This window comes from Enterococcus sp. DIV2402 (genome assembly GCF_017426705.2).
GTDB classification, from domain to species: domain Bacteria; phylum Bacillota; class Bacilli; order Lactobacillales; family Enterococcaceae; genus Enterococcus_F; species Enterococcus_F lowellii.
Map to the genome: position 1 here is coordinate 2,501,058 of NZ_CP147251.1, position 21,918 is coordinate 2,522,975.

A 21,918-nucleotide genomic window follows, 5' to 3' on the forward strand; every position below is an offset into this window, starting at 1 on the left:
GAGACCAAAGTTTCTATTCAAAATAAAAAGAGTCTATAACAGACTCTTTTGCGTTTTTAATGTTGATTGGCGTAAGATCAATTCGGTCGCTAAGACACTTCGCTTTGAAACAGGTGGTTGCTCTTTAATCAAATCAATCAAGGTTAAGACTGCCAGTTCTCCCATCCATTCTGTATAGACACGAACAGTTGATAATGCTGGACTAACGTATTTTGCTACACTGACATCGTTAAATCCAATGACAGAAATATCCTCTGGCACTTTCAGACCGTGCTCCTGAATGGCACGCATTGCACCAATCGCCAACGCATCACTTGAAGCAAATAAAGCGGTTGGATACTCCTTTTCTTGTTTCAAAAATTCTTGCATCGCTTGATACCCACCCTCTACCGTAAAAGCTCCTTGTAGATGATAGTTTTCTTGATACAATTTTAATTGAGTCAAACGCTCCTTAAAAGCACTGAAACGCGGATCATTAATTTCATAATTACTGCGTTTGGTATATTCGATTCCTGATAGAATCCCAATTTTTTCGTGCTTTTCTTGAATAAAATGATCCAGCACTTGTTCGATGCTTTGAGTAAAATCAACCACAATGGAATCATGCCCATGAATGGTATCGTTTGTGTCCACAAATAATAAGGTTCCTTCTAATTCCTCTAACAAACGAATCTGTTTAGGATCAAATTTCCCTAATGCAATCGTTCCCGCAGTAGTCGTTTCCGACAATTGATCAAGCGATTCTTTTAGCAACTGAATATTTAACTCTTCTGCTTTTTTCTCAATCCCTAAACGAATCGATAAATAATATAAATCTTCCAGTTCTTCCGCTGTGTCATACCATTGAACCAAACGAATCACAAACTGTTCACGCCGTTTTTTCTTATGTTTGGTATAATTCAATGATTCAGCTACTTCAAAAATCTTTTGCTTCGTCTCTTGTCCAACAGACAAATCTGGGTCGTAATTGAGGACACGTGAGACCGTAGCAGGAGAAACCCCTGCTTTATCTGCAATATCTTTAATGGTTGCCACGATCTCTCCTCCTTTTATTAAAGTGTTTGGGTAAAGGCTATAAAAGCTTGTTGCCCTTGTTCGTCTCGTTTAAAAACACCGGCATCTTCTAACACGCGTATAAATATCTGGCCAATTTCTTTTTCCATTATAGCCCGAACATTTTCTTCAGAAATTGTATAGCTTACTTTCATTCGTTCTGCCCAGATACGGTGACTTTCTGCTAAATGATTTTCTTGATTTAATAAGAATTTTTCTACTTCTTGCAGCTCTTTTTCCAGACGAGGTGGTAAAATGGCTAGTCCCATCACTTCAATTAAACCAATATTTTCTTTTTTAATATGGTGAACATCTTGGTGAGGGTGAAAGATTCCATCTGGGTATTCTTCTGATACATTATTATCACGTAAAACTAAATCCAACTCAAAGAATTCACCTTTTTTACGAGCAATTGGTGTAATGGTATGATGCAATGTTCCATCTTCAGAAAATGCCACAATGTCTAATTCTGGTACAGAATAGGTACGCCAATTGGCTAACACATGTGACGCAGCAGCAATCAATTGCTCTTTATCTGTTGCTTGTAACCGAATAACTGACATTGGCCATTGAACTGTTCCAGCAACAATCGTTGGAAAATCTTTTAAGGCAAATAAATGTTCAATTGGCGCCTCGGCCATCGCAAACGTATGGTTACCGCCTTGATAGTGGTCATGAGATAAAATTGACCCACCGACAATTGGCAAATCAGCATTTGAACCTGCGAAATAATGTGGTAAGACTTCGACAATCTGTAACAAACGTTCAAAAGTTTGGGAGCTAATTTCCATTGGACGATGTTCTTCTGATAAGATAATACAATGTTCATTATAATAGGCATATGGTGAATATTGAAAGCCCCACGATTCACCAGCTAGATTCATTCTAATTATCCGATGATTGGTTCGTGCTGGATAATTCACGCGACCTTGATAGCCTTCGTTTTCCATACAAAGCATGCATTTCGGATAATGACTCGTCGTAGCAGTACGTTCTGCCGCAATTTGTTTTGGATCTTTTTCAGGTTTGGATAAGTTAATAGTGATTTCTAATTCACCATAAGATGTTTGCACAGGAAAATAAATATTCTTCGCAATGGCACGTGTTTTGATGTAATCATTATTTTTACATAGCTCAAAAAAGTAATCGGTTGCTTCTTTAGGCTTTTTAGCATAATGCTGAGCAAAAAAAGCATTGACCACAGAAGGCGGTGGCGTTAGGAAATCCATCAACTCTCCTTCTAAAATTTCAATAGCCGATAACGTAGTATCAATCACTTGATTTGCTTGTGCAGTTTTTATTAATTCATCTAACAATTCAGTTGATGGACGTGTCACAGGACGCACCTCAAATTCTTCCAACTGATTTTCACCAATCATTCCTAAAATACGATTATGCAAATATAACCGATCCATTTCCATCCAACCACCTGCTGCAATCGCAAGCGTGGCAAAATCAGCAATTGTCTGACTTAACATCCCCTCAACTCCTACTCTTCATACCCATTTGGATGACTCACATGCCAATTCCAAGCAGTTTCAATAATTTTCTTCACATCTGTATACTGTGGTTCCCAACCCAATACGTCTTTTGCTTTATCACTTGAAGCGACCAATGTGCTTGGATCGCCTGCACGACGTGGGGCGATGATTGCTGGGATTTCTTTTTGCGTGACTTCTCGAGCGGCTTCTAACATTTCTTTTACAGAGTAACCATTGTTGCTACCTAAATTAAAGACATTGCTTTCATTCCCAGCTTTTAAATAATCTAAGGCTAATAAATGTGCCGCAATTAAATCTTCTACGTGGACATAATCACGAATACACGTGCCATCTGGTGTATTGTAGTCGTCCCCAAAAATAGATAATGCTTTGCGTTGCCCTAATGCCACTTGTAAAATAATTGGAACTAAATGCGTTTCGGGTGTATGATCCTCACCAATCGAAGCATCTGCTTTTGCCCCAGCAACATTGAAATAACGTAAAGCTACAAACTTCATACCATATGCGTTGTCACACCAGTTCATCATTTTTTCCATCATCAACTTACTTTCACCATATGGATTTTTCGGATTCGTTGGGGTCGTTTCTGAAATCGGTGATACTTCTGGTTCGCCATACGTAGCGGCTGTTGAAGAAAAGACAATGTGTTTCACCTCATGTTCTTGCATCACTTCTAACAAAATTTGCATGCCATAGACATTATTATTGAAGTATTTTAATGGTTTTTCAACGGATTCTCCAACTAACGAACTTGCTGCAAAATGAATGACACCATCAATCGTTTCCTTTTCAAAAACTTCTGCTACAAATGCTTTGTCACGAACATCCCCTTCATAAAAGCGTGCGTCTTGATGCACAGCCGCACGGTGCCCAGTCAATAAATTGTCAATCACTACAACATCTTCACCACGTTGAATTAATTGATTCACAGCGTGCGAGCCGATATAACCAGCTCCACCTAATACTAAAATAGACATTTGTTGTCCTCGCTTTCGTTTTTTAAATACTCTTGTCTTATCTTATAACTTTCTTGCACCATCATCAATGCTTGCTTGATAAATATCGGTCGCATAACCAATTTTGTCTAAATATTCGTTAGAAACAGTTTCTACAAAATCTTGCCAATCGGTTTGTTTGACTAAAGCAATCGCACATCCACCAAAGCCAGCACCGGTCATTCGTGCCCCCAATACACTCGGATGCTTTTGAGCCGCTGTAACCAAGGTATCTAATTCCATTCCGGTCACTTGATACGCTTCTTTCAATGATGCATGCGAAGCGTTTAATAATTCTCCAAAAGTCACTAGATCATCTTTTTGTAATGCTTGACGGGCTTTTAACGTTCGCTGGTTTTCTGTTACAGCATGTTTTGCACGTTTGATTAATGTCTCATCGCCAATTAGTTCAGTATTTGCCAAAAATGTTACTTCATCAAGCTCACCTAATGTTTGAATAGCTAACTGTGTTTGTAATCGGCGTAACGCTTCTTCGCATTCTCCACGGCGTTCATTATATTTGGAATCAGCAAGTTCTCGTCTTTTATTCGTATTCATAATAGCCACCACATATTCACCAAAAATTGCTGGAACGACTTCATACTTTAGGGTAGTTGTATCTAACAATAATGCATGGTCTTTTTTGCCCATTCCAATAGCAAATTGATCCATAATTCCTGAATTAACACCAATGAATTCATTCTCCACTTGTTTGCCGATTTTAACTAAATCTAAACGTTCGATACTTAAAGCAAACAAATCTTCTAAGATAACTCCTGTCAAAAGTTCAATCGAAGCAGAAGATGAAAGACCCGCACCGTTTGGAATATTGCCATAGAAAACGATATTTACTCCCGAATCAATCAAATGTCCTGCTTCTTTTAAAAAGCGGATCATCCCTTTCGGATAGTTCGCCCAATCATGCGCCTTTTCATAATTCAGTTCATCGATTGAAAAAGTAATCACGCCTTTCTCTGGAAAATTTTCAGAATACAAGCACACAAGCTGATCCTCTCGCTTGCTTGCTAAACCATATGTTCCTAAGGTGATTGATGCGGGAAATACATGACCGCCATTATAATCTGTATGTTCACCGATTAAATTGATACGTCCGGGAGCAAAGTAGTTGCCCGTGGCATTTGTTTCAAAAATATCATTGAAAACCTTTTCTAATTTTTCCATCTTATTACCGGCTCCTTTTTTATTAGTAAATACATTGTATAATATTTAGTAAATATTTTCAAATTTTTTATTAAAATAAATTTAACATGGTATATTACTTTGCAAAATTCCCATATTCATTCATAATGTAAGTAAGATAAATGAAGTGAGGTGAAGGAACAATGAAAAAATTTGTTACAGGATTTGTCGTAGGTTCTCTTGCTACAACTGCAGCAACAATCGGCTTGATTGCCACAATAAAAAAACAAGTCATTGATCCAATTGAAGAAAAAGAAGCAGTCAATGATGAAAAACGCCGCAAAGCAAATCGTAAAAGCTTCGCAAGATAATTAAAAACGAGAGATGTCTGTGTTTAACCCCAAAGTTAGATTTTTGATCTAACTTTTGAGTCTCACAACAAACATCTCTCGTTTTTTTATTTTAATTTTTCTGCTTAGTCTTACCCGTCCAGCTATCATAGCCATCTTTTAAGATATAAATATTTTTATATCCTTTTTTACGTAATTTATTCGCCGCACGAACACTTAATGCTTTTGAACGATCATAAAGATAAACTGGTTGATCTTTACGAATTGCTGAAATCGAAGTATCCAACACGGTATAAGGAATGTTACGGGCACCTAAAATATGTCCCGCATCAAATTCAGCTTTCTCACGAACATCAATCACTTGCGCTTTACGCATACCTTCGCGAAATTCTTCTTCTTCAATAATTGTAGCCGAACGTTTTCCTAAGATATAGTAATATAACCAATTTAATCCCATGAAAACTAGAACTAAAAGTAAAACTAGTGTTAACGTATTAAAAAAATTCATGTTTTGTTTCTACCTTTCTATTTTATAAATTGCAAAGCCAATGAAGCCGCACCAATTACACCGGCATCATTTCCTAGTTGTGCTAATTTGATTTGTGTACTTTCTCTTACTTGTGGGAATGTGTATTCATTGAAATATTTTTCAACACGGCTTCGTAAGAATTCCCCTGCAGCCGATACACCACCACCTAAAACAATACTTGATGGATTTAACGTGTTCCCTAAGTTTCCACAAGCTAGACCTAGATAGAAACAAACTTTGTCAACAACCATTAAGGCAAATGGATCATTTTGTTCAGCTAAAACAAACACATCTTTGCTTGAGATATCTTGACCATCATCTAAACGGCGTTTCAATTCAGAGTCACCTGCGTATTCTTCTGACAATTGACGAGCAACACGTACAACTCCCGTCGCACTTGCAACTGTTTCTAAACAGCCTACTTTGCCACACGTACATTCAAAACCATAAGGATCGACTGTCACATGACCAATTTCTCCCGCACAGCCTGCGACACCATGTAATAAGTTTCCTTCTGCAATAATACCGCCACCAACACCGGTTCCTAATGTCATGAAGATAACGTCTGGGTTATTTTCACCCGCACCTTTCCAACGTTCACCTAAAGCAGCCACATTCGCATCATTATCTAATGTAAATTGAATTCCTGTACCTGATTCAATTTGTTCACGAACGGATTGTAACGTTTTCCAGTTTAAGTTATAAGCACCAATAACTGTTCCTTTTTCACGATCAACACTTCCTGGAGTTCCCATACCAATCCCAACAAAGTTTTCAGCTTTCAAATCATACAAATCTAAACGATGATTAATTGATTCAATAATTTCTGGAACAATGTGTGAACCTTCATCCAAAATATTTGTTTCAATACTCCATTTTTGTTGGATTTCTCCTTCAAGTGTCACAATCGCAAATTTGACTGTGGTACCTCCTAAGTCAATTCCAATGATTTTCTTTTCTTCCATCCTAAAAACCCTTCCTGCTTTCTTCGATGCGATGTTCTCGATTTAAGATACCACGTGCTTTTAAATATGTTTCTCGGTCAATCACACGCGCTTCGAATAGCTTTTTTAATTCAATTGCCATCAGTTCAATATCATAAATACGTTTGCCGACATAAATATACAAACCGAATTGTTTAAATAACTGTTGGACATCATATAAAGTTTCCATAAAGACACTTCCTAAACATTATACAAGTATTTCGTATTTTTTGAAACCGTACACGATACAAAAAATAAGCAAAAATACTAAAATCATACCTGAAATAATTCGAAGATGAATCGAATAGCTTTTTGAGTTGTTTGGCACGCTCAAAACATTGCCCAATAACAAACCACCAAGTAAGCCGCCTATGTGTCCCCACATATCTATTGAACGGTCAAAAACGCCAAACAGTAAACTCATTCCAATAAACAAAGTAAATTGTCGAACCATCCCTTGAATTGCTGGATGTCCTTTAAAATGAACACCTAAAATAACAAATGCACCGAATAAACCAAATAACGAAGTACTCGAACCTGCTGACTGCACACCTGCTTGATTAAAAGCAAAACTCAAAGCATTTCCTGCAAAACCACTGATTAAATAAATAATTAAAAAGCGCACATGCCCATAGATAGCTTCAATTTGTTGTCCCATAAAATATAGAACCACGGAATTGACTGCAAAGTGCATCAATCCATAATGAATAAAAATGGGCGTAATAAAACGCCAATACTCATGTCCATGTACCACTAACGGTCCAAACATTGCTCCTCTAAACTCGATATATAGACTTGGAAACAGAAAAGCTAATAGATAAACGACCACCTGGATAGTTAAAAAAGTATACGTCAAAAAGGTGTTCGTTTTAAACGATTAAACGATAAATTATTCATACGTCACTCCTTTATAGCTATCTGTAAAAATCCGCGCTACTGGAAGGTCAAAGGAATCCGGTTGCCATTGATTATTTAATTGTTCCGAAAAAACCAAGCTACACGTTTGTCCTTGATATTCTGCTAAGTATCGGTCATAAAAACCACCACCAAAACCGATACGATACCCTTCTTTGGAGAAAACAATGCCTGGAACAAGCAAGACATCAATTTCTTCTTTAGAAACATGTAAAGCACTGACTGGTTCATCAACACCAAACTTCGTCGTCCGATAAGCGGTTCTTTCATCTACTTCATAAAAAGCTAATTGCCGTTTTGGTAATGATTTAGGAATAACGACAACTTTATTTTCTGCCCATGCACGCTTCATGATTGATTCAGTATTAAATTCAAATGATGTTGAACGAATCATCCCAATAACTTTGGCTTCTTTCCAAATTCGTGAAGCAAAAAAGAGAGCTAAAATCGTTTCTTCTTTTTTTAATTTCTTTTTAGGATGTTCCGCCAGCTTTTTTAATACAACTATTCCTGACTGACGTAGTTCCGCTTTTTCCATAAATTCACACTCCTTTAACTATAATCAAAGCCTTACACACATCCTTTATTTTAACATGGAACCCCTCTTCCGCCTATAACTAACCTTCAATTAAACGCGGAAGAATCGTCAAGTAAAATTACTTAACAAAATTTGCTAAAAAGGCTAGATTTCTCTGAACAAACGTGATATTATAGTTTGGTCTGAGAGAGAGATCTTGGAATATTCTAGATATATGGGAGGGAAAACAAATGCGCGTAAACATTACTTTAGAATGTACTTCTTGTAAAGAACGTAACTACCTAACAAACAAAAACAAACGTAACAATCCAGATCGTTTGGAAAAACAAAAATATTGCCCACGTGAAAGAAAAGTTACTTTACACCGTGAAACTAAATAATAGTTTGAAAATAAGCGTCGAATTCTTGATAAACAAGTGTTCGACGCTTTTATTTTTCAGGCTTTTCAAAAGTCTTTAGAATATATACTTTCTTATTTTTCTAATTTATCTGATCCAAGTCTTTATTTGGTTTCATTAGCTGATAAAATAAGAAGTAATGATTACATTGTATTATGTTAAAGAAGGGATTTATATGGAACTTTTATTAGAATTTTTAAGTAACTTTGTAATTTTTACTGATGAGCTTATTTCACCTGATTTAGAAAGCAAAAAAAAGAAACGAATCGCTGTTCTTCTCTCCCTTTTTTCTTTTCTTATATTTTTATCTTTTACTTTATTTTTAATTTTTTTGACATTTGGACTATTAAATCTATTAATTAGTGATTTTGATATAATAATTGCTTTTTTAGCCATGCTCCTTCTTTTATGCAATTGTTTTTTGGTATATAAAAGCTACGCATATTCATTTGGAATTGTAGTCACTATAAAATTATTTATGAAAGAATCTAATATCAATAAAAAAGAAAACTAAATATCTTTAATTGCCCTTTATACATCAACCAATCTAGTAATTTTACTTGTAGATAGTCTTTCACAATTCTCGCTTGTGTAATCATTCTTCTCACATATTCACTACCATTAGTTATAGGAGTTCCCACTAGAGGATATGCTGAACCATCCCGTTGAACGATTCCATAAGTAGGTCCATGCATCTCATAGATATCCGGATCCATACTTATTCCAACTTTCCCTTGAATATTTCCTAAAATTCCAGCAATAGCTTCTTCGCTATAGTTTTTCTAACGTAAAAAATTCCTAATAACATTGACATGTTCACTACTCATAAATCTCTCCTATTTTCCCATGCGTCCATGGTAGATATATGCCTTACATAAGAAGTTTAATGCACATCCTGAAGTCAAAAAGAGTAAACCGATACTCATCTTAGATATCCTATAATTTCTTTATAAACCATTATCATTCCTTTTGACTGTGTATTCACTAAAAAAAGCCACGACTACTCATAGTAATCGTGACTTTTTTAAATTTTTCTAGAATTACCTGTAGCATAATCAATGCTATAACCATCTTGTATATTATAGATAAAAATATTAAAGCATAATTCTTGATCCTCCACACTATGCGCTTCAATTTGAATCCCTCGCGGAACAAGTTCTTCGCCTTTGAAGTACGGTGTTACCCGATAACGTACATGATTACCGGTCTCTTTCAAATAATTAGCTACTTTATCTTCATATTCTTTCATGGGTTTTTGATTCATTTGTTGCGTACCAGTAAATAAGTTTTGCCAATTATCATTTTCTCCAGTAAAACGAAAAGCAATCAAATGCGAGCGATTGTATAACCATTTTCCATCATCTAGTTTCTTTTGTTTCCAACCTGATGGATAGACCCTCGAAATATCTCCTCGCTCTTCTTTTGGCATCATGCTTTTATGTAATAACGCATTTGCCGAACCAACACGGTTGAGAGAATCAAGCGGAGAAAAAGTTTGCCAGGGTCCATTGGCAAGTGATAATTCTTGTTCGGTAAACGTCGTATGATTGTCATTTAGTGTCACCACAATATTTGTACCATCATACTCTGGTAACGCATCAAGCTGCGGATAATTTGCTAACTGTTCTGGTGTATCATCAAACGCATCCAAAATAGTTGTTGGATCGGACCAATCCACTTTTGACAAGTCAATTTGTCCAGCTGTCGCCGTGAAAACAAGCAACGCAACAAGTGAATACAATACCCCTTTAACAGTATTTGTCGGTGTATTGTTTTTTTTCTTTGCCATATCATTCCACCTTATATTTTTTCAGAAAGAAACGAGAATTCTAAAAAGAATTCTCGCCTGTTGTTTATTCGAAGTGTTTGCCGTAGATATCATCTACAGTATTTTCTGGATCGATAACAATGTAAAGATTTTTAGTTTTTTCACTGATTTTTGTTGATTGGTATGCATTATCCAATCCATCAGTTGATTTATCTTTGTATGGGAAATAAATAACATCAGGATGACCTGTTTCGTATAATAATTCCATACGTTCGATATCTTCATATTTTAAGGCACGTGCAAACATTCCTGATTCCAAACCACCTAAGTTGATATCGTGTGTTGATACATGGTCGCCTTCTTGGAAGATTTCAATTTTAAATGCTTCACATGGGTGAATTTCTACAAAGTCACTGCCTTTAATACGACCAAAGCTTGTTGAAACTTGCTTGATCCATAAATCACCAATGTAACGACGATCGATTGTCCAAGTTTCTCCATTTCGGAAAAGTAATTTTAACGCTTTCATTTGTCTAGCCATATTGAACTCTCCTTACCTTATTGGTTAATAAATTCCACATACTTAGTGTAGCATAACAATTGTCTCTAGTAAATATAATACACAATGAGAAGAACTAGTTTTTCTCATTGTGCATCAAATTCTTAACATTCGTTTTTTTCAATTGCAGCTGCTGCATAGTTAAGCAACTCTTTTTTCTCATTAGGAATTACTTGTTCTACCACAGCTTGCTCACAAAGCGTCAAGATTTCTTTCATCCATTTTCCAGGTTTTTTATCAAAATAAGCCAATAAATCATGCCCACTAATTGCTAAATCTTGCAGAGAGTGAATAACTAATTGCCGATACGCTTCTTTTACAGCAGTTATATCATTTTCTAAACCAAAATACGGCAGTAATTCTTCTGTTAAAATAGCTTGTTCTTCACCTAATACATAAAGTAATGGTTTCGTAAAAGCTTGTGTTTTTCTAAATTGCAAGCCCATAAATACGGCTTGTGTCGTACGAATACTATCATTCGAACACTTCCATGCTTTCATAAACGGTCGAATTTCTTTATTTGATAAGCCTAGTTGGTCAATTAACAACACCCACGCATGAACTTCTTTGTTAATTTGCTGATCGGTTAATTCCGCAAAACGTAATAAGGATTCACCATACGCCCGCAGTTTAGGGCAATAACTATAACATTCTGTTTCAACAAACATCTGCAAGCCTTGTCTGCGATATTTCCCAAGCAATAATTTGATAAATTCAATATTGATACGTTCAACTGAAATTTTTTCTAATAACGCATGGTTATCATAAATCGATGCAAACGTTTCTTGCTCTAATTGAAACCCTAACTGACTAACAAATCGCAAACCACGCATCATTCGCAAAGCATCTTCATGAAAACGTTCATGAGGATTTCCAACCGCACGCAACACTTTATTTTCAAGATCAGCTAAGCCATCAAATAAATCAATAATTTCACCATCTTCTTTTAAAGCAAACGCATTGATCGTAAAATCTCTCCGTTTCAAATCTTCTTCCAAAGACCGAACGAATTCAACATGATCGGGACGGCGGAAATCTTGATAGGTAGATTCTGTACGAAACGTCGTAATTTCATATTGTTCTTCCTCATCTAAAACCAAAACCGTTCCATGTTCAATTCCTACATCAATGGTCCGAGGAAATATCTCTTTAATTTCAGCTGGGAAAGCACTTGTCGCAATATCAACATCATGAATGGCGTGGCCTAATAAGACATCACGCACACTCCCCCCTACAAAGTAAGCTTCAAATCCTGCATCTTCAATTTTCTTCAAAATAGGTAATGCTGTTTGATATTCTTGAGGAATTACTTCTAATTTCATCAGATCACCTCATTTATCTTCCGCAGTTTGTTTCCCATCTTTTCGTTCAAAACGGTAGCTATCTCTGCGATTAAATTTTTCCATATTTTCTTCAAAAACTTCTGTCAAATCAATGTCTAAAGAATTCGCCATAATCATTGTCACAAATAAAACATCACCTAGCTCTTCTGCGACTGTTTTGGCAGCTTCTGTTGTTTTTTTAGATTTCTCACCATAATGATGATTAACTTCTCGAGCTAATTCCCCAACTTCTTCTGTTAAACGCGCCATTTGTGCTAACGGGCTAAAATAACCTGATTTAAATTGTTGAATATACGCATCAACTTCCTCTTGCATTGATACTAAAGAACGTTGCTTATCCACATTCATCCACTCCTCTAAATTTCTCCTTTTCTATCTTAACAAATTGAGAAAAGAATTCATAGAAAAGAACTATTGTCTATTGAATATTTACATGCTACATTAAGAACGATTCTTTTATAAGGAGGAACAGTATGCAAACAATTTTTTCATTTCGAACTATTCGAGATATTTTAGTTATTCTTCTAGGCACAGCTATTTATGGATTTGGTATTGTTTTTTTCAATATCCCTAACGATTTAGCAGAAGGTGGCATCACCGGAATTACATTAATCTTGCGCGCCTTATTTTCAATTGATCCTGCAATTAGCACATTAGTTTTAAATATCCCTTTAATAATTATTGGTGGACGAATTTTAGGTAAACGTGCTTTGTATTACACAATTTTGGGAACTGTGGGATTATCTTTTTGGTTAAGCTTTTGGCAAAAAATCCCATTAGTCATCGATTTACAACACGACTTGCTCATTGTAGCTTTACTAGCTGGTGTTATTACAGGAATTGGTAGTGGCATGATTTATAAAGTTGGGGGAACAACAGGTGGTAGTGATGTTATCGCACGTATTGTAGAGAAAAATTTTGGAATTTCTGTTGGAAAGTCATTACTAATTTTTGACGTAATTGTTTTGATTCTTTCATTATCTTATATCAATTTAAATCGTATGATGTACACCTTAATTTTCGCTTATGTCTTTACTAAAATCATTGATTCCATTTTGGATGGCGGTTACTCAGCTAAAGGTATTTTAATCATGTCTGACAAAAATCCAGAGATTGCGCCTTTATTAATGCAGCAACTCGAACGCGGTTTAACTTATTTCAATGGTGAAGGTGGTTATTCAAACCAAACAAAAAATATCATTTATATCGTTGTCAGTCCACGTGAAATTTCTGAAGTAAAACGGATTGTCCACGAAACAGATGAAAAAGCCTTTGTTTCAGTTATCAATGTCCATGAAGTAGAAGGCGAAGGATTTAGTTATTTGAAGCCTAAAAACAAAATATTTTCGGCAAATAAAAAAGCCTAAAATTTAACCAGCCCACTTAGAATTAAATGGACTGGTTATTTTACTGGAGATTCAAGAAGAATTAAAGATTTTTTCATACAATCAATTTCGATTGTACAACCAATAGGCAAGCTCATGATTGGTGCAGTGTGCCCAAAGTTTAAATTATAGACAATTGGTAATTCTTCTAAGCGACATTCTTCAGAAATAATTTGAATTAAGCTTGATTTATACTCTTCATAAAATTGTTCATTCACTGGTTTTCCCATAAGAATACCGGCAATTTGATGAAAAATTCCTTGCGCAGCTAACCCCCTTAGAATAATAGCAAAAAGACTGGGAGAAAGACTTAGCTCCGAGGTTTCGATAAAAAGAACTTTTCCTTTCCATTCTTCTAATCGTGGCCAAATTTTAGTTCCTATCATCATCGGAAATGTTTCCAAACATCCTCCTAATAGTTTCCCATGTACTACTCCTTCACCTTGCAAAAATTCATGAAAATATTGCTCTTTTTGCATAGTGCGCCGAATTTCAGCATTTTTAGGATTTGTCCAATCCAAAAATTCACTTGTCCATTGCGGGCTGGCGATTAATGGAATAGATGACTTCTCTCCTGCTACTAATTCTAAAAAATGAGTAAGGGTATACTCATGTATATTTTTATTTTCAGCAAATTCAACCAGAGCAGTTGGTCCATAAATCGATGCAACATTCGCATGATAAAACATAAAATGATTAATGGTAGTATCTGAATAACCGACAAACAGTTTGGGATAATTTGCTATAATCTCAAAATCAATATAAGGCAAGAGTCGAATAGTATCTGATCCACCAATCATACAGATAATGGCATCAATTTCTGGATTTTGTAAAGCATCCATCAAATCTTGTGCTCTCTTTTCAGGATGTTGATGAATATACTCACTACTTTGTATCGCATTAGGTGTTAATACAACTCGATACCCTAATGCTTCTAGCCGTTTTTTCGCAATTTCCCAGCGATACTGAAATATTTCTTCTCCTGCCATTCCTGAAGAAAGTGTGATAAAAGCAATAGTATCACCCTTAGATAATGGTTTTGGTTTAATCATTGTCTCACCTCTTAATTGTTATTGTTTAAGAATATTTAATACTGATTCTTTATTTTATAATAGTATAAAGCATCTTTTTATTCTTTGTTATTTTAGTTTATGTAGTCAGAAAAAATGCAAATTACTCCTAACTTCATATATTTTGACTTCTTTTCTTTCAATCCATGCAGTTATGAAGACTGCAACACACTAACCGCACAACACAACAAAGCCTTCCTTGCCATTTCAATCCATGCAGTCATGAAGACTGCAACCTAAAAATTCTCGACTAACCTTTTTTGATGTAAATTTCAATCCATGCAGTCATGAAGACTGCAACCAAGCAGCACTTCGTTATTCAAAATCGTATCAGCATTTCAATCCATGCAGTCATGAAGACTGCAACAACAAGCCAATATAGTGATGTATCAACAATGTAATTTCAATCCATGCAGTCATGAAGACTGCAACAAATGACAAAATCGTATGCTATAAAATGCCGGAGATTTCAATCCATGCAGTCATGAAGACTGCAACCACCCTATGGCGAATAGGTTCCCCTCATGATTGAGGGGATTTCAATCCATGCAGTCATGAAGACTGCAACATCATTTCACCCTAGCGCGTTTACCTATTGGAATATTTCAATCCATGCAGTCATGAAGACTGCAACGTACGCTATTAAATGTCCGTACGCTATGGAGCCAATTTCAATCCATGCAGTCATGAAGACTGCAACGCAGACGACCTTATCGAGGAGTTACAAGATTTCATCATTTCAATCCATGCAGTCATGAAGACTGCAACTCCTTTGACTGCAAATTATGATTTTACAAATCAAGATTTCAATCCATGCAGTCATGAAGACTGCAACCACAGTCTGTGTGGTTATTTGTGTTGCTCATTTAATTTCAATCCATGCAGTCATGAAGACTGCAACTCGATTTCATGTTTCGTTCAAAACTACTAAATAGATTTCAATCCATGCAGTCATGAAGACTGCAACGTAATTATGGGTGGTTGGCTATGTACCGCAGACCTATTTCAATCCATGCAGTCATGAAGACTGCAACTCATTGCGAAAAAATCTGTTGGAAATGACTAAAATTTCAATCCATGCAGTCATGAAGACTGCAACTTTAAGTAATTTTAAACCCAGAGTAAATAGCATAATTTCAATCCATGCAGTCATGAAGACTGCAACTCGGTGTCGATGGTTTGCTCGGCTAGTAAGAGGTATTTCAATCCATGCAGTCATGAAGACTGCAACGAAAAGATACAGGAATCTGTATGTAATGGAATTAATTTCAATCCATGCAGTCATGAAGACTGCAACACAAGCTAATGGTAAGCCCTTTGCCACAGTGGGCGATTTCAATCCATGCAGTCATGAAGACTGCAACCGCGATGACCCCTTGACAACGCGGTAAAACTATGAATATTTCAATCCATGCAGTCATGAAGACTGCAACATTACATTGGTCAACGTGTCAATAAACGGGTGTCAATTTCAATCCATGCAGTCATGAAGACTGCAACAGTTTATCTAAGCCTGATGCTTACTGCTAAAAAAATTTCAATCCATGCAGTCATGAAGACTGCAACTGGAGCAACACAAGATAACATGGGCATACATTTAATTTCAATCCATGCAGTCATGAAGACTGCAACGTAGTAATGAAGAGGATATTTCACCGATTACAAATATTTCAATCCATGCAGTCATGAAGACTGCAACTACCTGCGTCTCTCAAGTAGACGTTACTATCTTTATTTCAATCCATGCAGTCATGAAGACTGCAACGGCGATTAAGAGAAAAAACAAGCCAAAATCGACTTGTTTTCGATGAAAATCGCCCGATTATATGTATTTTCTTGTAAAATTTAATACAATCGCATTTATTTTCTCATCGTTTTCTCATTTTGGTGTTTTTTTTAGGTGCGAATACTCTAGAGAATTTATGGGAGCATGCGATTCGCACTAAAAAATCAATGGTGCTTCAATATCTAACGATTCTTTTGCACCGATGTGTTCAACCTTTGTTTTATAATTATTTCCAAGTCGATAAAACCTCAAACTATCATTACTTTCGTCAATTAACTTTTTCAATTCGTTTTTCATCATTTCAAATTGTGCAGCATCAACTACGCACTCGAATACTGAATTTTGCACACGCTGACCGTAGTTTTGGCATACTTTAGATACTTTTCTTAAACGTTTTTGACCACCAGTACTGGAGGTACTTACATCATACGTTACTAATACAAGCAAGACTTTTCACCTACTTCCAAAAGAATGGGGGGTAACCATTTATATCCCCGCGTAAATACCTGGCTAGTAATAATGCTTGAGAAAATGGTACTAAGCCCCAACTTATTTTTTCTCCAAGGTATGGATGAGTAATTTTTTCTTGCTTTTTCTGTTGCCAAGCTTGTAAAAATTTCTTTTTTCCATCATCAGTCATAGTTATAGCTTGATTCTCTTTCTCAAAAAAATCGTCTTTGGTCATTACCTTTTTATTAATCAGTGACAAAACAAAGCGATCCGCATAAACGCCACGTAAATCTTCCATTACATCAAGCGCTAGGGAAACTCGTCCTGGTCGATCCCGATGTAAGAAACCTACATATGCGTCTAAACCAACTGTTTCCAACGCTGCTGCAACATCATTCGCCAAAAGAGTATACGTAAAAGATAGCATTGCATTTACATTGTCTGTCGGAGGTCTGCGAGTACGTCCATAAAAATAAAAATCCTCTTTTTGTTGTAGAATAAGCTCATTGAATACACTATTGTACATCAATGCAGCTTGCCCTTCCAAACCTCTTAATTCGTCTAAATCTTCACATAGACGGATACCAGACAACGTATCTGCTAAGCTTTGAGTGACTATTTTAAAGCGTTCCGTGTCAATTCTTAACGCATGATCTCTAGTCATTCTTTCTAGAATCCATCGTTGATTGTAAACTTTTCCTAAAATAAAATTTCGAGCAATTTGTGCAGAACGATTTTCATCATCAGAAACTCGATACTGCTCTTTACGTAGAATAACGTTTCCTTGACTACTTCCGATAACTCTTGCTCTAAAACGACCATTTCTATCTAAAAAAACAATCGAAATGTTACGTTCCGCACAATATCCCATCAAGGCTGGACTTGCTCCTGTATAGCCAAAAGTTACTACAGACTCAACATTGTGGGAAGGAACTCTTCCCACAATTGAACCATCATTTTTCAATACAATATTGTCCCCGTCCAGCGACAAATAATGATCGGGTTGTGTTACAAATAAAGTGTTTAAAAGCCTTCTCATTCGCTTAACCTCTTTTCAATGTATCGATCCACCGATTCTTTCGTCATTAACCGTGGTAAACAAATATTCTGTAAAGAACAACTTTTGCACCATTTCCCTGTTTTCACTCGTGGCGTATGTTTTTTTCGATACAAATCTTGCATTTTTATCAATGCTGTTCTAACTTCATTTTTCAACTCATCTGTAATCAAAACTGTTTCTCGATGTTTTACTTCATTATAAAACAAATATCCTTTATCAATCGTACAAACAAGCATTTCTTCTAAACACATCGATTGTGCAACTAATTGTAATATATCTGAATGATTCATTTTCGGTTTTCCACGCTTGTACTCGACAGGATAAATCTTATATTTACCGCCTAATTTCGGAATTTCTACTCCATCTTTATCTTTTATGAACTCTACTACATCACAAATACCTGTGATTGCCAATTCATGGGATTGAACATGCATTGATCGTGAAACAATTTTATTGCCACGTTTTTCTTTCATAAAAGGTTGATCTGCATTTCGATGAAGATGTTGTCCTTGTACCGTCCGTAGATTTTCTTCCCATTGCTGTTCAATATGAATCAATGCCCATTGACGTGGGCAAAATTCATAATGCTGGATCCCCGAAAGCATTAGATATTCATCTGTTTTATAGTCCATAATTATAGACCTTCTAGAATTTCAACATGTAACCCTTTTTCTTTATATTCATCCAGTTTATCTTGATTTAGAGTAACTTGATAATCTGAATATTGAACTCCGTGAAAAGCATCAGGTTCTTTCCATTGTAATAAATCATGAATTTTTGCACTAGATACATTTCCTAATTTATTTGAATGTGTAAACCAAAAGACCTCTTTTACTGCCATTGATCCTTCTGGACGAGCAGATGATGCGTCGTTTTCGAATAATGTCACTAAAGATTCTTTAACAACTTCCAAATCTTTTTCATCAAATCCTGTCTTTTCTGAAAAATAAGCATTTGCAGAACCATACACAACATATACACCATATTCGACAAAGTGTTTACTTCCCATAGTATCTGATGAACGTCCAGATTTTCCTGTTGCTTCCATGCTATTTGAACTACGTGTAATTTGCAGCGTTGTGGTTTCAATTGGAGCCAATGATTTTGCCATGCTAATGGAAACTGGGCCACGAATACCAATTGATTTCTTGTAATATGTGATTACTTGGCCAAATGTTCGAACATCTAGCCATTTTTCATTTGCTTCTTTTTCAATTTTTTCGTCAGAATCTTTAGATGTAAATACATCTTCAAATCTTTTCTGTAAAGAAGTAAATTTGTCATCACTACGGTCACGTGATTTCACAAAAATCTCATAACCTTGATCTTGCATACGATTACGAATTTTTCGTTTAATAGCTACATCACTAATCAATCCAAATCCATTTGAATCAGTTCTGGGCATATTTCCTGCTAATGGATCACCATTAGGATTTGCATTTCTCACTTCAATTGTTGCAATAAAATCTACTTTATTCGTTATCATTTTTTACTTCCTCGCTTTCACTATTTTCTTTTTTTGTAAAAATAAATTGCATTTCTGCATAATATCCAAAAATAAATTGATAATCCAAGGGCTTATTAACTTCATTTTGATCAGCTAGATAAACCGACAACAAATTAATGATTTCTGTCTTCTCTTTATTTAATTTTACTAAAAGTCCTGGTTTAGAATTTAATAACGTTTTTTCATAGTTTTTTGTCTTATCAATTAATGTCTTCATTGTTGTTGCAGGATGATTTGTATAGGATGTCCAAAATTTTTGCGCATTTGTTACACGTTTATTTTCATCAGTGTTATATGTCATTGCCTCTATCTGATCTAATATCGCTAATAAGCGCCCAAATAAATATGAACGATTTTTGTTTTCTCTGTCTAACATGTATGATATCTCCCCTCTATATTGACTAAAAAGTGCTAATGTTGTAAATTGAATTTGATTCCAAGTCATAGAATAATTTAGTCTTTTGCGAATATTCATGTTAAGCGCCGTTAAAATATTAGCAGGAACAGATTGTCCATCTAATAAACGAATAACTAGATTTTGGAATTGATCTTTTTTAAAGTTATCATTATCCAATTCTAATTTCCCATTTCGCTCTATTCCATATGCCGTTAATAACATTTGAAATAATGAAGGTGTTGTTAACTTCATTTCTTGTTTATCTTTATGATATTGTTCCCAAGAATAATTTTTTTGCCATTTATCTAAATTATTTTTTAATTGTGATACTTCTAATTCACGAAAATATTTTAAAGATATTCTTCCATTACTCGCCTTGTCAATAATTGCTACATAATAACTAGAATCATCACGAAACAATTGTTTGCCTTTTATAAATGAATCTCCCACTTTTTTATTGGTTTTAGAAACAAGTGGAGTATTAAATTCTTCTACCTCATCTCCAAAATCTATATACATAGGCAATGTAATATCAATTTGGCTCTCATTAGCTATATCATCACTAAACCAGTTAATCAGATATTGTTGTCCACCTAACCATCGTCGACTATTTTTATTTTCTAATAAATATTTCAACATCAAATGGATTTTTTCTGATGTCCTGTAGCCAATTTGAATAATATCTGAACCATGTTGAAATCTACCTTTATAAGTCTCAATATTATTACTTACAGATATGAGTTTTGCATTCCCCATCAAACCTCGATGCTTAGAAGTCATTTGCTGTACTTCTTTACTAATATTACACATCCCTTGTTGTATATCTTGTGATTCAACATACTGAATATAATCGTTATGCAATGCAACATACTCTGTAACACTTACAGTCTTATAGCCAATGAAATCTGCTACTGCAAAAGTAAGAAAAATTTTAGACAAATCAATTTTTTTATTTTTATCATTATCTTTCTCAGTGTATTGCACTTCAAGACCTTTTCTTGTGTGTTTATTAACTCCATCGATAGTATTTAAAACGTCATCTATGAAATTCTCTTTGTTAGTAAAGTTTTTTATTATTTTTAGATAGTCTTTAATTTCTTTATTCTCTATTGAGCTATACCATTTACTAAATTCATTCCTATATAATTCGTTCATTTCCTTATTTTCATATAACATATAACTTATTTTATCAACTAAAGGATGACTAGGAGGATATTTTCCTGATCGCGCAACTGAATCATTTGTCACCGGAAAAATAATTATTTCATCTTCTGAAAGATACTCCGAACGTAGTAATTGTCCGTCTTTTGTTAAAGTTACTTGGATAATATCATTTCCTCTGGATTTCATACTTGTATGATACAACGGTAAAAGAATTGTATTATCGTCGTTGTGATTATCTACTAAACCATTGGCTATACTATTATCATAGGCATTATACAATGCAGTTAAAAAATCCATGAGTCTCACCTCTTTTCCATTTGCTTGTATTCGTTGAATTCATCATCTACAGACTTTAATTTTTCGGATAGTTTGAACTTGTAATTTGAGAGCTCATTTACAATCTCGCATTTTTCACGAGAGTCAAATTTGATAATTCCATCTTTCATAAACGTTTCTTTAAAGTAACTTTTCAATGGTTCATTAGGCTTGGTCGGATATTCAAATTCTTGAAACATAATACCTAAAGACAGTACTTGTCCTTCATAATCACTCTTCGCTTGTACATACTCTTCTTTAGTAATATATTCAGCAGTAGCTACACATTCTCTAGTACCGATGAATATATCTCTACGCCCACCTCGTTTGATTGATTTTTCCATAATCGCTTCATGTTTTTTAGCATTTCGGTCATAAATCAAATCAGGTCGATTTTCATTCCACTCCATATGAAAACAAATAAGGTACTCTACATTGATCAGATAAGATACATAATTCAAATCTGCTTTCATGCTCCCTAGCAAAGCTCTTGTACCGATAACTTCTGTTTGTATCTGATTCATGACTTTCACTTCTTTTACAACATTTTTGAAAGTCGGCTTAAAGTATATGGCATCGATAATTCCTGTTAAACATTGTCTAGTTGGCGTTGAATAAGAATATTTCTCTCCGCCACCTTTAGACGCTGGATTACTGATTAACCCGTAGTCACCTTTCACCTTAACAAAAAATTCTCTTTGTTTCGTCAAT

General features: G+C 35.2%; 25 protein-coding genes and 1 CRISPR repeat array. Of the genes, 3 read left to right on the top strand and 22 right to left on the bottom strand.

Annotated elements, in window-relative coordinates:
• Positions 1–33: 33 nt before the first annotated feature.
• From DOK78_RS12130 to DOK78_RS12145, 4 genes are read right to left on the bottom strand one after another with little or no spacing between them, the layout of a single operon-like run.
• Entirely contained in the window at positions 34–1,035 is a 1,002-nt protein-coding gene (locus tag DOK78_RS12130) for a substrate-binding domain-containing protein (RefSeq protein WP_207940104.1), read from the bottom strand.
• Positions 1,036–1,052: 17 nt separating this feature from the next.
• Entirely contained in the window at positions 1,053–2,531 is a 1,479-nt protein-coding gene (gene galT / locus DOK78_RS12135; protein ID WP_207940103.1) for a UDP-glucose--hexose-1-phosphate uridylyltransferase, read from the bottom strand.
• An 11-nt stretch (positions 2,532–2,542) separates the two neighbouring features.
• Positions 2,543–3,532 carry a UDP-glucose 4-epimerase GalE gene (galE, locus tag DOK78_RS12140; protein ID WP_207940102.1) on the bottom strand — a complete coding sequence of 330 codons (990 nt, stop codon included), beginning with the start codon at positions 3,530–3,532 and terminating at the stop codon, positions 2,543–2,545.
• A gap of 42 nt (positions 3,533–3,574) precedes the next feature.
• Positions 3,575–4,732, bottom strand: a complete 1,158-nt coding sequence (locus DOK78_RS12145; RefSeq protein ID WP_207940101.1) for a galactokinase — start codon at positions 4,730–4,732, stop codon at positions 3,575–3,577.
• 161 nt (positions 4,733–4,893) lie between these two features.
• Here DOK78_RS12145 and DOK78_RS12150 point away from each other — a divergent pair, with 161 nt between their 5' ends.
• Positions 4,894–5,061 (top strand): DUF3042 family protein, encoded by a 168-nt coding sequence (locus DOK78_RS12150; protein WP_207940100.1) that lies wholly within the window; start codon positions 4,894–4,896, stop codon positions 5,059–5,061.
• A 91-nt stretch (positions 5,062–5,152) separates the two neighbouring features.
• Here the strand turns inward: DOK78_RS12150 and DOK78_RS12155 are convergent, their stop codons facing one another.
• From DOK78_RS12155 to DOK78_RS12175, 5 genes are all read right to left on the bottom strand, one after another.
• Entirely contained in the window at positions 5,153–5,548 is a 396-nt protein-coding gene (locus DOK78_RS12155) for a rhodanese-like domain-containing protein (protein ID WP_207940099.1), read from the bottom strand.
• Positions 5,549–5,565: 17 nt separating this feature from the next.
• A complete protein-coding gene (locus DOK78_RS12160) occupies positions 5,566–6,534 on the bottom strand; it encodes an ROK family glucokinase (protein WP_207940098.1) in 969 nt (322 codons plus the stop codon).
• A 1-nt stretch (position 6,535) separates the two neighbouring features.
• Complete coding sequence (locus DOK78_RS12165) at positions 6,536–6,742, bottom strand: YqgQ family protein (RefSeq protein ID WP_207940097.1); 207 nt, start codon at positions 6,740–6,742, stop codon at positions 6,536–6,538.
• A gap of 18 nt (positions 6,743–6,760) precedes the next feature.
• Positions 6,761–7,321, bottom strand: coding sequence for a rhomboid family intramembrane serine protease (locus DOK78_RS12170; protein ID WP_339076234.1), 561 nt, complete (start codon positions 7,319–7,321; stop codon positions 6,761–6,763).
• Positions 7,322–7,441: 120 nt separating this feature from the next.
• Positions 7,442–8,005, bottom strand: coding sequence for a 5-formyltetrahydrofolate cyclo-ligase (locus DOK78_RS12175; protein ID WP_207940095.1), 564 nt, complete (start codon positions 8,003–8,005; stop codon positions 7,442–7,444).
• Positions 8,006–8,235: 230 nt separating this feature from the next.
• Here DOK78_RS12175 and rpmG point away from each other — a divergent pair, with 230 nt between their 5' ends.
• Positions 8,236–8,385: a 50S ribosomal protein L33 gene (gene rpmG, locus DOK78_RS12180; RefSeq protein WP_002356321.1), complete on the top strand. Its 150-nt coding sequence runs from the start codon at positions 8,236–8,238 to the stop codon at positions 8,383–8,385.
• A 189-nt stretch (positions 8,386–8,574) separates the two neighbouring features.
• On the opposite strand, the gene DOK78_RS12185 is transcribed toward rpmG, so the two are convergent.
• The 6 genes from DOK78_RS12185 to DOK78_RS12210 form a co-directional block, all read right to left on the bottom strand.
• Positions 8,575–8,799, bottom strand: a complete 225-nt coding sequence (locus tag DOK78_RS12185) for a hypothetical protein (RefSeq protein WP_207940094.1) — start codon at positions 8,797–8,799, stop codon at positions 8,575–8,577.
• Positions 8,800–8,897: 98 nt separating this feature from the next.
• The gene (locus DOK78_RS12190; protein WP_243430401.1) at positions 8,898–9,119 is read right to left on the bottom strand and encodes a hypothetical protein; all 222 of its coding nucleotides are present in this window, start codon (positions 9,117–9,119) and stop codon (positions 8,898–8,900) included.
• Positions 9,120–9,427: 308 nt separating this feature from the next.
• On the bottom strand, positions 9,428–10,192 hold the full coding sequence (locus tag DOK78_RS12195; RefSeq protein WP_207940093.1) for a DNA/RNA non-specific endonuclease: 765 nt from the start codon (positions 10,190–10,192) through the stop codon (positions 9,428–9,430).
• A gap of 64 nt (positions 10,193–10,256) precedes the next feature.
• Positions 10,257–10,712 (bottom strand): hypothetical protein, encoded by a 456-nt coding sequence (locus tag DOK78_RS12200; protein ID WP_207940092.1) that lies wholly within the window; start codon positions 10,710–10,712, stop codon positions 10,257–10,259.
• A gap of 122 nt (positions 10,713–10,834) precedes the next feature.
• Positions 10,835–12,052 (bottom strand): CCA tRNA nucleotidyltransferase, encoded by a 1,218-nt coding sequence (locus tag DOK78_RS12205; protein WP_207940091.1) that lies wholly within the window; start codon positions 12,050–12,052, stop codon positions 10,835–10,837.
• Positions 12,053–12,061: 9 nt separating this feature from the next.
• Positions 12,062–12,415, bottom strand: coding sequence for a MazG nucleotide pyrophosphohydrolase domain-containing protein (locus tag DOK78_RS12210; protein WP_207940090.1), 354 nt, complete (start codon positions 12,413–12,415; stop codon positions 12,062–12,064).
• A gap of 131 nt (positions 12,416–12,546) precedes the next feature.
• Between DOK78_RS12210 and DOK78_RS12215 the strand changes: the two genes are divergently transcribed.
• Positions 12,547–13,440 (top strand): YitT family protein, encoded by an 894-nt coding sequence (locus DOK78_RS12215; protein ID WP_207940089.1) that lies wholly within the window; start codon positions 12,547–12,549, stop codon positions 13,438–13,440.
• A 35-nt stretch (positions 13,441–13,475) separates the two neighbouring features.
• On the opposite strand, the gene DOK78_RS12220 is transcribed toward DOK78_RS12215, so the two are convergent.
• From DOK78_RS12220 to cas5c, 7 genes are all read right to left on the bottom strand, one after another.
• On the bottom strand, positions 13,476–14,510 hold the full coding sequence (locus DOK78_RS12220) for a S66 family peptidase (protein WP_207940088.1): 1,035 nt from the start codon (positions 14,508–14,510) through the stop codon (positions 13,476–13,478).
• A gap of 154 nt (positions 14,511–14,664) precedes the next feature.
• A CRISPR array of direct repeats spans positions 14,665–16,293; the repeat unit is 32 nt; unit sequence ATTTCAATCCATGCAGTCATGAAGACTGCAAC.
• A 177-nt stretch (positions 16,294–16,470) separates the two neighbouring features.
• Positions 16,471–16,761 (bottom strand): CRISPR-associated endonuclease Cas2, encoded by a 291-nt coding sequence (gene cas2 / locus DOK78_RS12225; protein ID WP_207940087.1) that lies wholly within the window; start codon positions 16,759–16,761, stop codon positions 16,471–16,473.
• A gap of 10 nt (positions 16,762–16,771) precedes the next feature.
• The gene (gene cas1c / locus DOK78_RS12230) at positions 16,772–17,803 is read right to left on the bottom strand and encodes a type I-C CRISPR-associated endonuclease Cas1c (RefSeq protein WP_207940086.1); all 1,032 of its coding nucleotides are present in this window, start codon (positions 17,801–17,803) and stop codon (positions 16,772–16,774) included.
• Positions 17,800–18,456: a CRISPR-associated protein Cas4 gene (cas4, locus tag DOK78_RS12235; protein ID WP_207940085.1), complete on the bottom strand. Its 657-nt coding sequence runs from the start codon at positions 18,454–18,456 to the stop codon at positions 17,800–17,802. Before cas4 ends, cas1c begins: the two co-directional genes overlap by 4 nt.
• 2 nt (positions 18,457–18,458) lie before the next feature.
• The gene (gene cas7c / locus DOK78_RS12240) at positions 18,459–19,310 is read right to left on the bottom strand and encodes a type I-C CRISPR-associated protein Cas7/Csd2 (protein WP_207940084.1); all 852 of its coding nucleotides are present in this window, start codon (positions 19,308–19,310) and stop codon (positions 18,459–18,461) included.
• Positions 19,297–21,189 (bottom strand): type I-C CRISPR-associated protein Cas8c/Csd1, encoded by a 1,893-nt coding sequence (gene cas8c / locus DOK78_RS12245; RefSeq protein ID WP_207940083.1) that lies wholly within the window; start codon positions 21,187–21,189, stop codon positions 19,297–19,299. Before cas8c ends, cas7c begins: the two co-directional genes overlap by 14 nt.
• Positions 21,190–21,194: 5 nt before the next feature.
• Entirely contained in the window at positions 21,195–21,917 is a 723-nt protein-coding gene (cas5c, locus tag DOK78_RS12250; RefSeq protein WP_207940082.1) for a type I-C CRISPR-associated protein Cas5c, read from the bottom strand.
• Position 21,918 lies beyond the last annotated feature (1 nt).

Coding starts and splice junctions, on each gene's coding strand:
- galT (WP_207940103.1), bottom strand. CDS start 2,531: ATGTTAAGTCAGACAATTGCTGATTTTGCCACGCTTGCGATTGCAGCA.
- galE (WP_207940102.1), bottom strand. CDS start 3,532: ATGTCTATTTTAGTATTAGGTGGAGCTGGTTATATCGGCTCGCACGCT.
- DOK78_RS12145 (WP_207940101.1), bottom strand. CDS start 4,732: ATGGAAAAATTAGAAAAGGTTTTCAATGATATTTTTGAAACAAATGCC.
- DOK78_RS12150 (WP_207940100.1), top strand. CDS start 4,894: ATGAAAAAATTTGTTACAGGATTTGTCGTAGGTTCTCTTGCTACAACT.
- DOK78_RS12155 (WP_207940099.1), bottom strand. CDS start 5,548: ATGAATTTTTTTAATACGTTAACACTAGTTTTACTTTTAGTTCTAGTT.
- DOK78_RS12160 (WP_207940098.1), bottom strand. CDS start 6,534: ATGGAAGAAAAGAAAATCATTGGAATTGACTTAGGAGGTACCACAGTC.
- DOK78_RS12165 (WP_207940097.1), bottom strand. CDS start 6,742: ATGGAAACTTTATATGATGTCCAACAGTTATTTAAACAATTCGGTTTG.
- DOK78_RS12170 (WP_339076234.1), bottom strand. CDS start 7,321: ATGTTTGGACCGTTAGTGGTACATGGACATGAGTATTGGCGTTTTATT.
- DOK78_RS12175 (WP_207940095.1), bottom strand. CDS start 8,005: ATGGAAAAAGCGGAACTACGTCAGTCAGGAATAGTTGTATTAAAAAAG.
- rpmG (WP_002356321.1), top strand. CDS start 8,236: ATGCGCGTAAACATTACTTTAGAATGTACTTCTTGTAAAGAACGTAAC.
- DOK78_RS12185 (WP_207940094.1), bottom strand. CDS start 8,799: ATGGCTAAAAAAGCAATTATTATATCAAAATCACTAATTAATAGATTT.
- DOK78_RS12190 (WP_243430401.1), bottom strand. CDS start 9,119: ATGGATCCGGATATCTATGAGATGCATGGACCTACTTATGGAATCGTT.
- DOK78_RS12195 (WP_207940093.1), bottom strand. CDS start 10,192: ATGGCAAAGAAAAAAAACAATACACCGACAAATACTGTTAAAGGGGTA.
- DOK78_RS12200 (WP_207940092.1), bottom strand. CDS start 10,712: ATGGCTAGACAAATGAAAGCGTTAAAATTACTTTTCCGAAATGGAGAA.
- DOK78_RS12205 (WP_207940091.1), bottom strand. CDS start 12,052: ATGAAATTAGAAGTAATTCCTCAAGAATATCAAACAGCATTACCTATT.
- DOK78_RS12215 (WP_207940089.1), top strand. CDS start 12,547: ATGCAAACAATTTTTTCATTTCGAACTATTCGAGATATTTTAGTTATT.
- DOK78_RS12220 (WP_207940088.1), bottom strand. CDS start 14,510: ATGATTAAACCAAAACCATTATCTAAGGGTGATACTATTGCTTTTATC.
- cas1c (WP_207940086.1), bottom strand. CDS start 17,803: ATGAGAAGGCTTTTAAACACTTTATTTGTAACACAACCCGATCATTAT.
- cas4 (WP_207940085.1), bottom strand. CDS start 18,456: ATGGACTATAAAACAGATGAATATCTAATGCTTTCGGGGATCCAGCAT.
- cas7c (WP_207940084.1), bottom strand. CDS start 19,310: ATGATAACGAATAAAGTAGATTTTATTGCAACAATTGAAGTGAGAAAT.
- cas8c (WP_207940083.1), bottom strand. CDS start 21,189: ATGGATTTTTTAACTGCATTGTATAATGCCTATGATAATAGTATAGCC.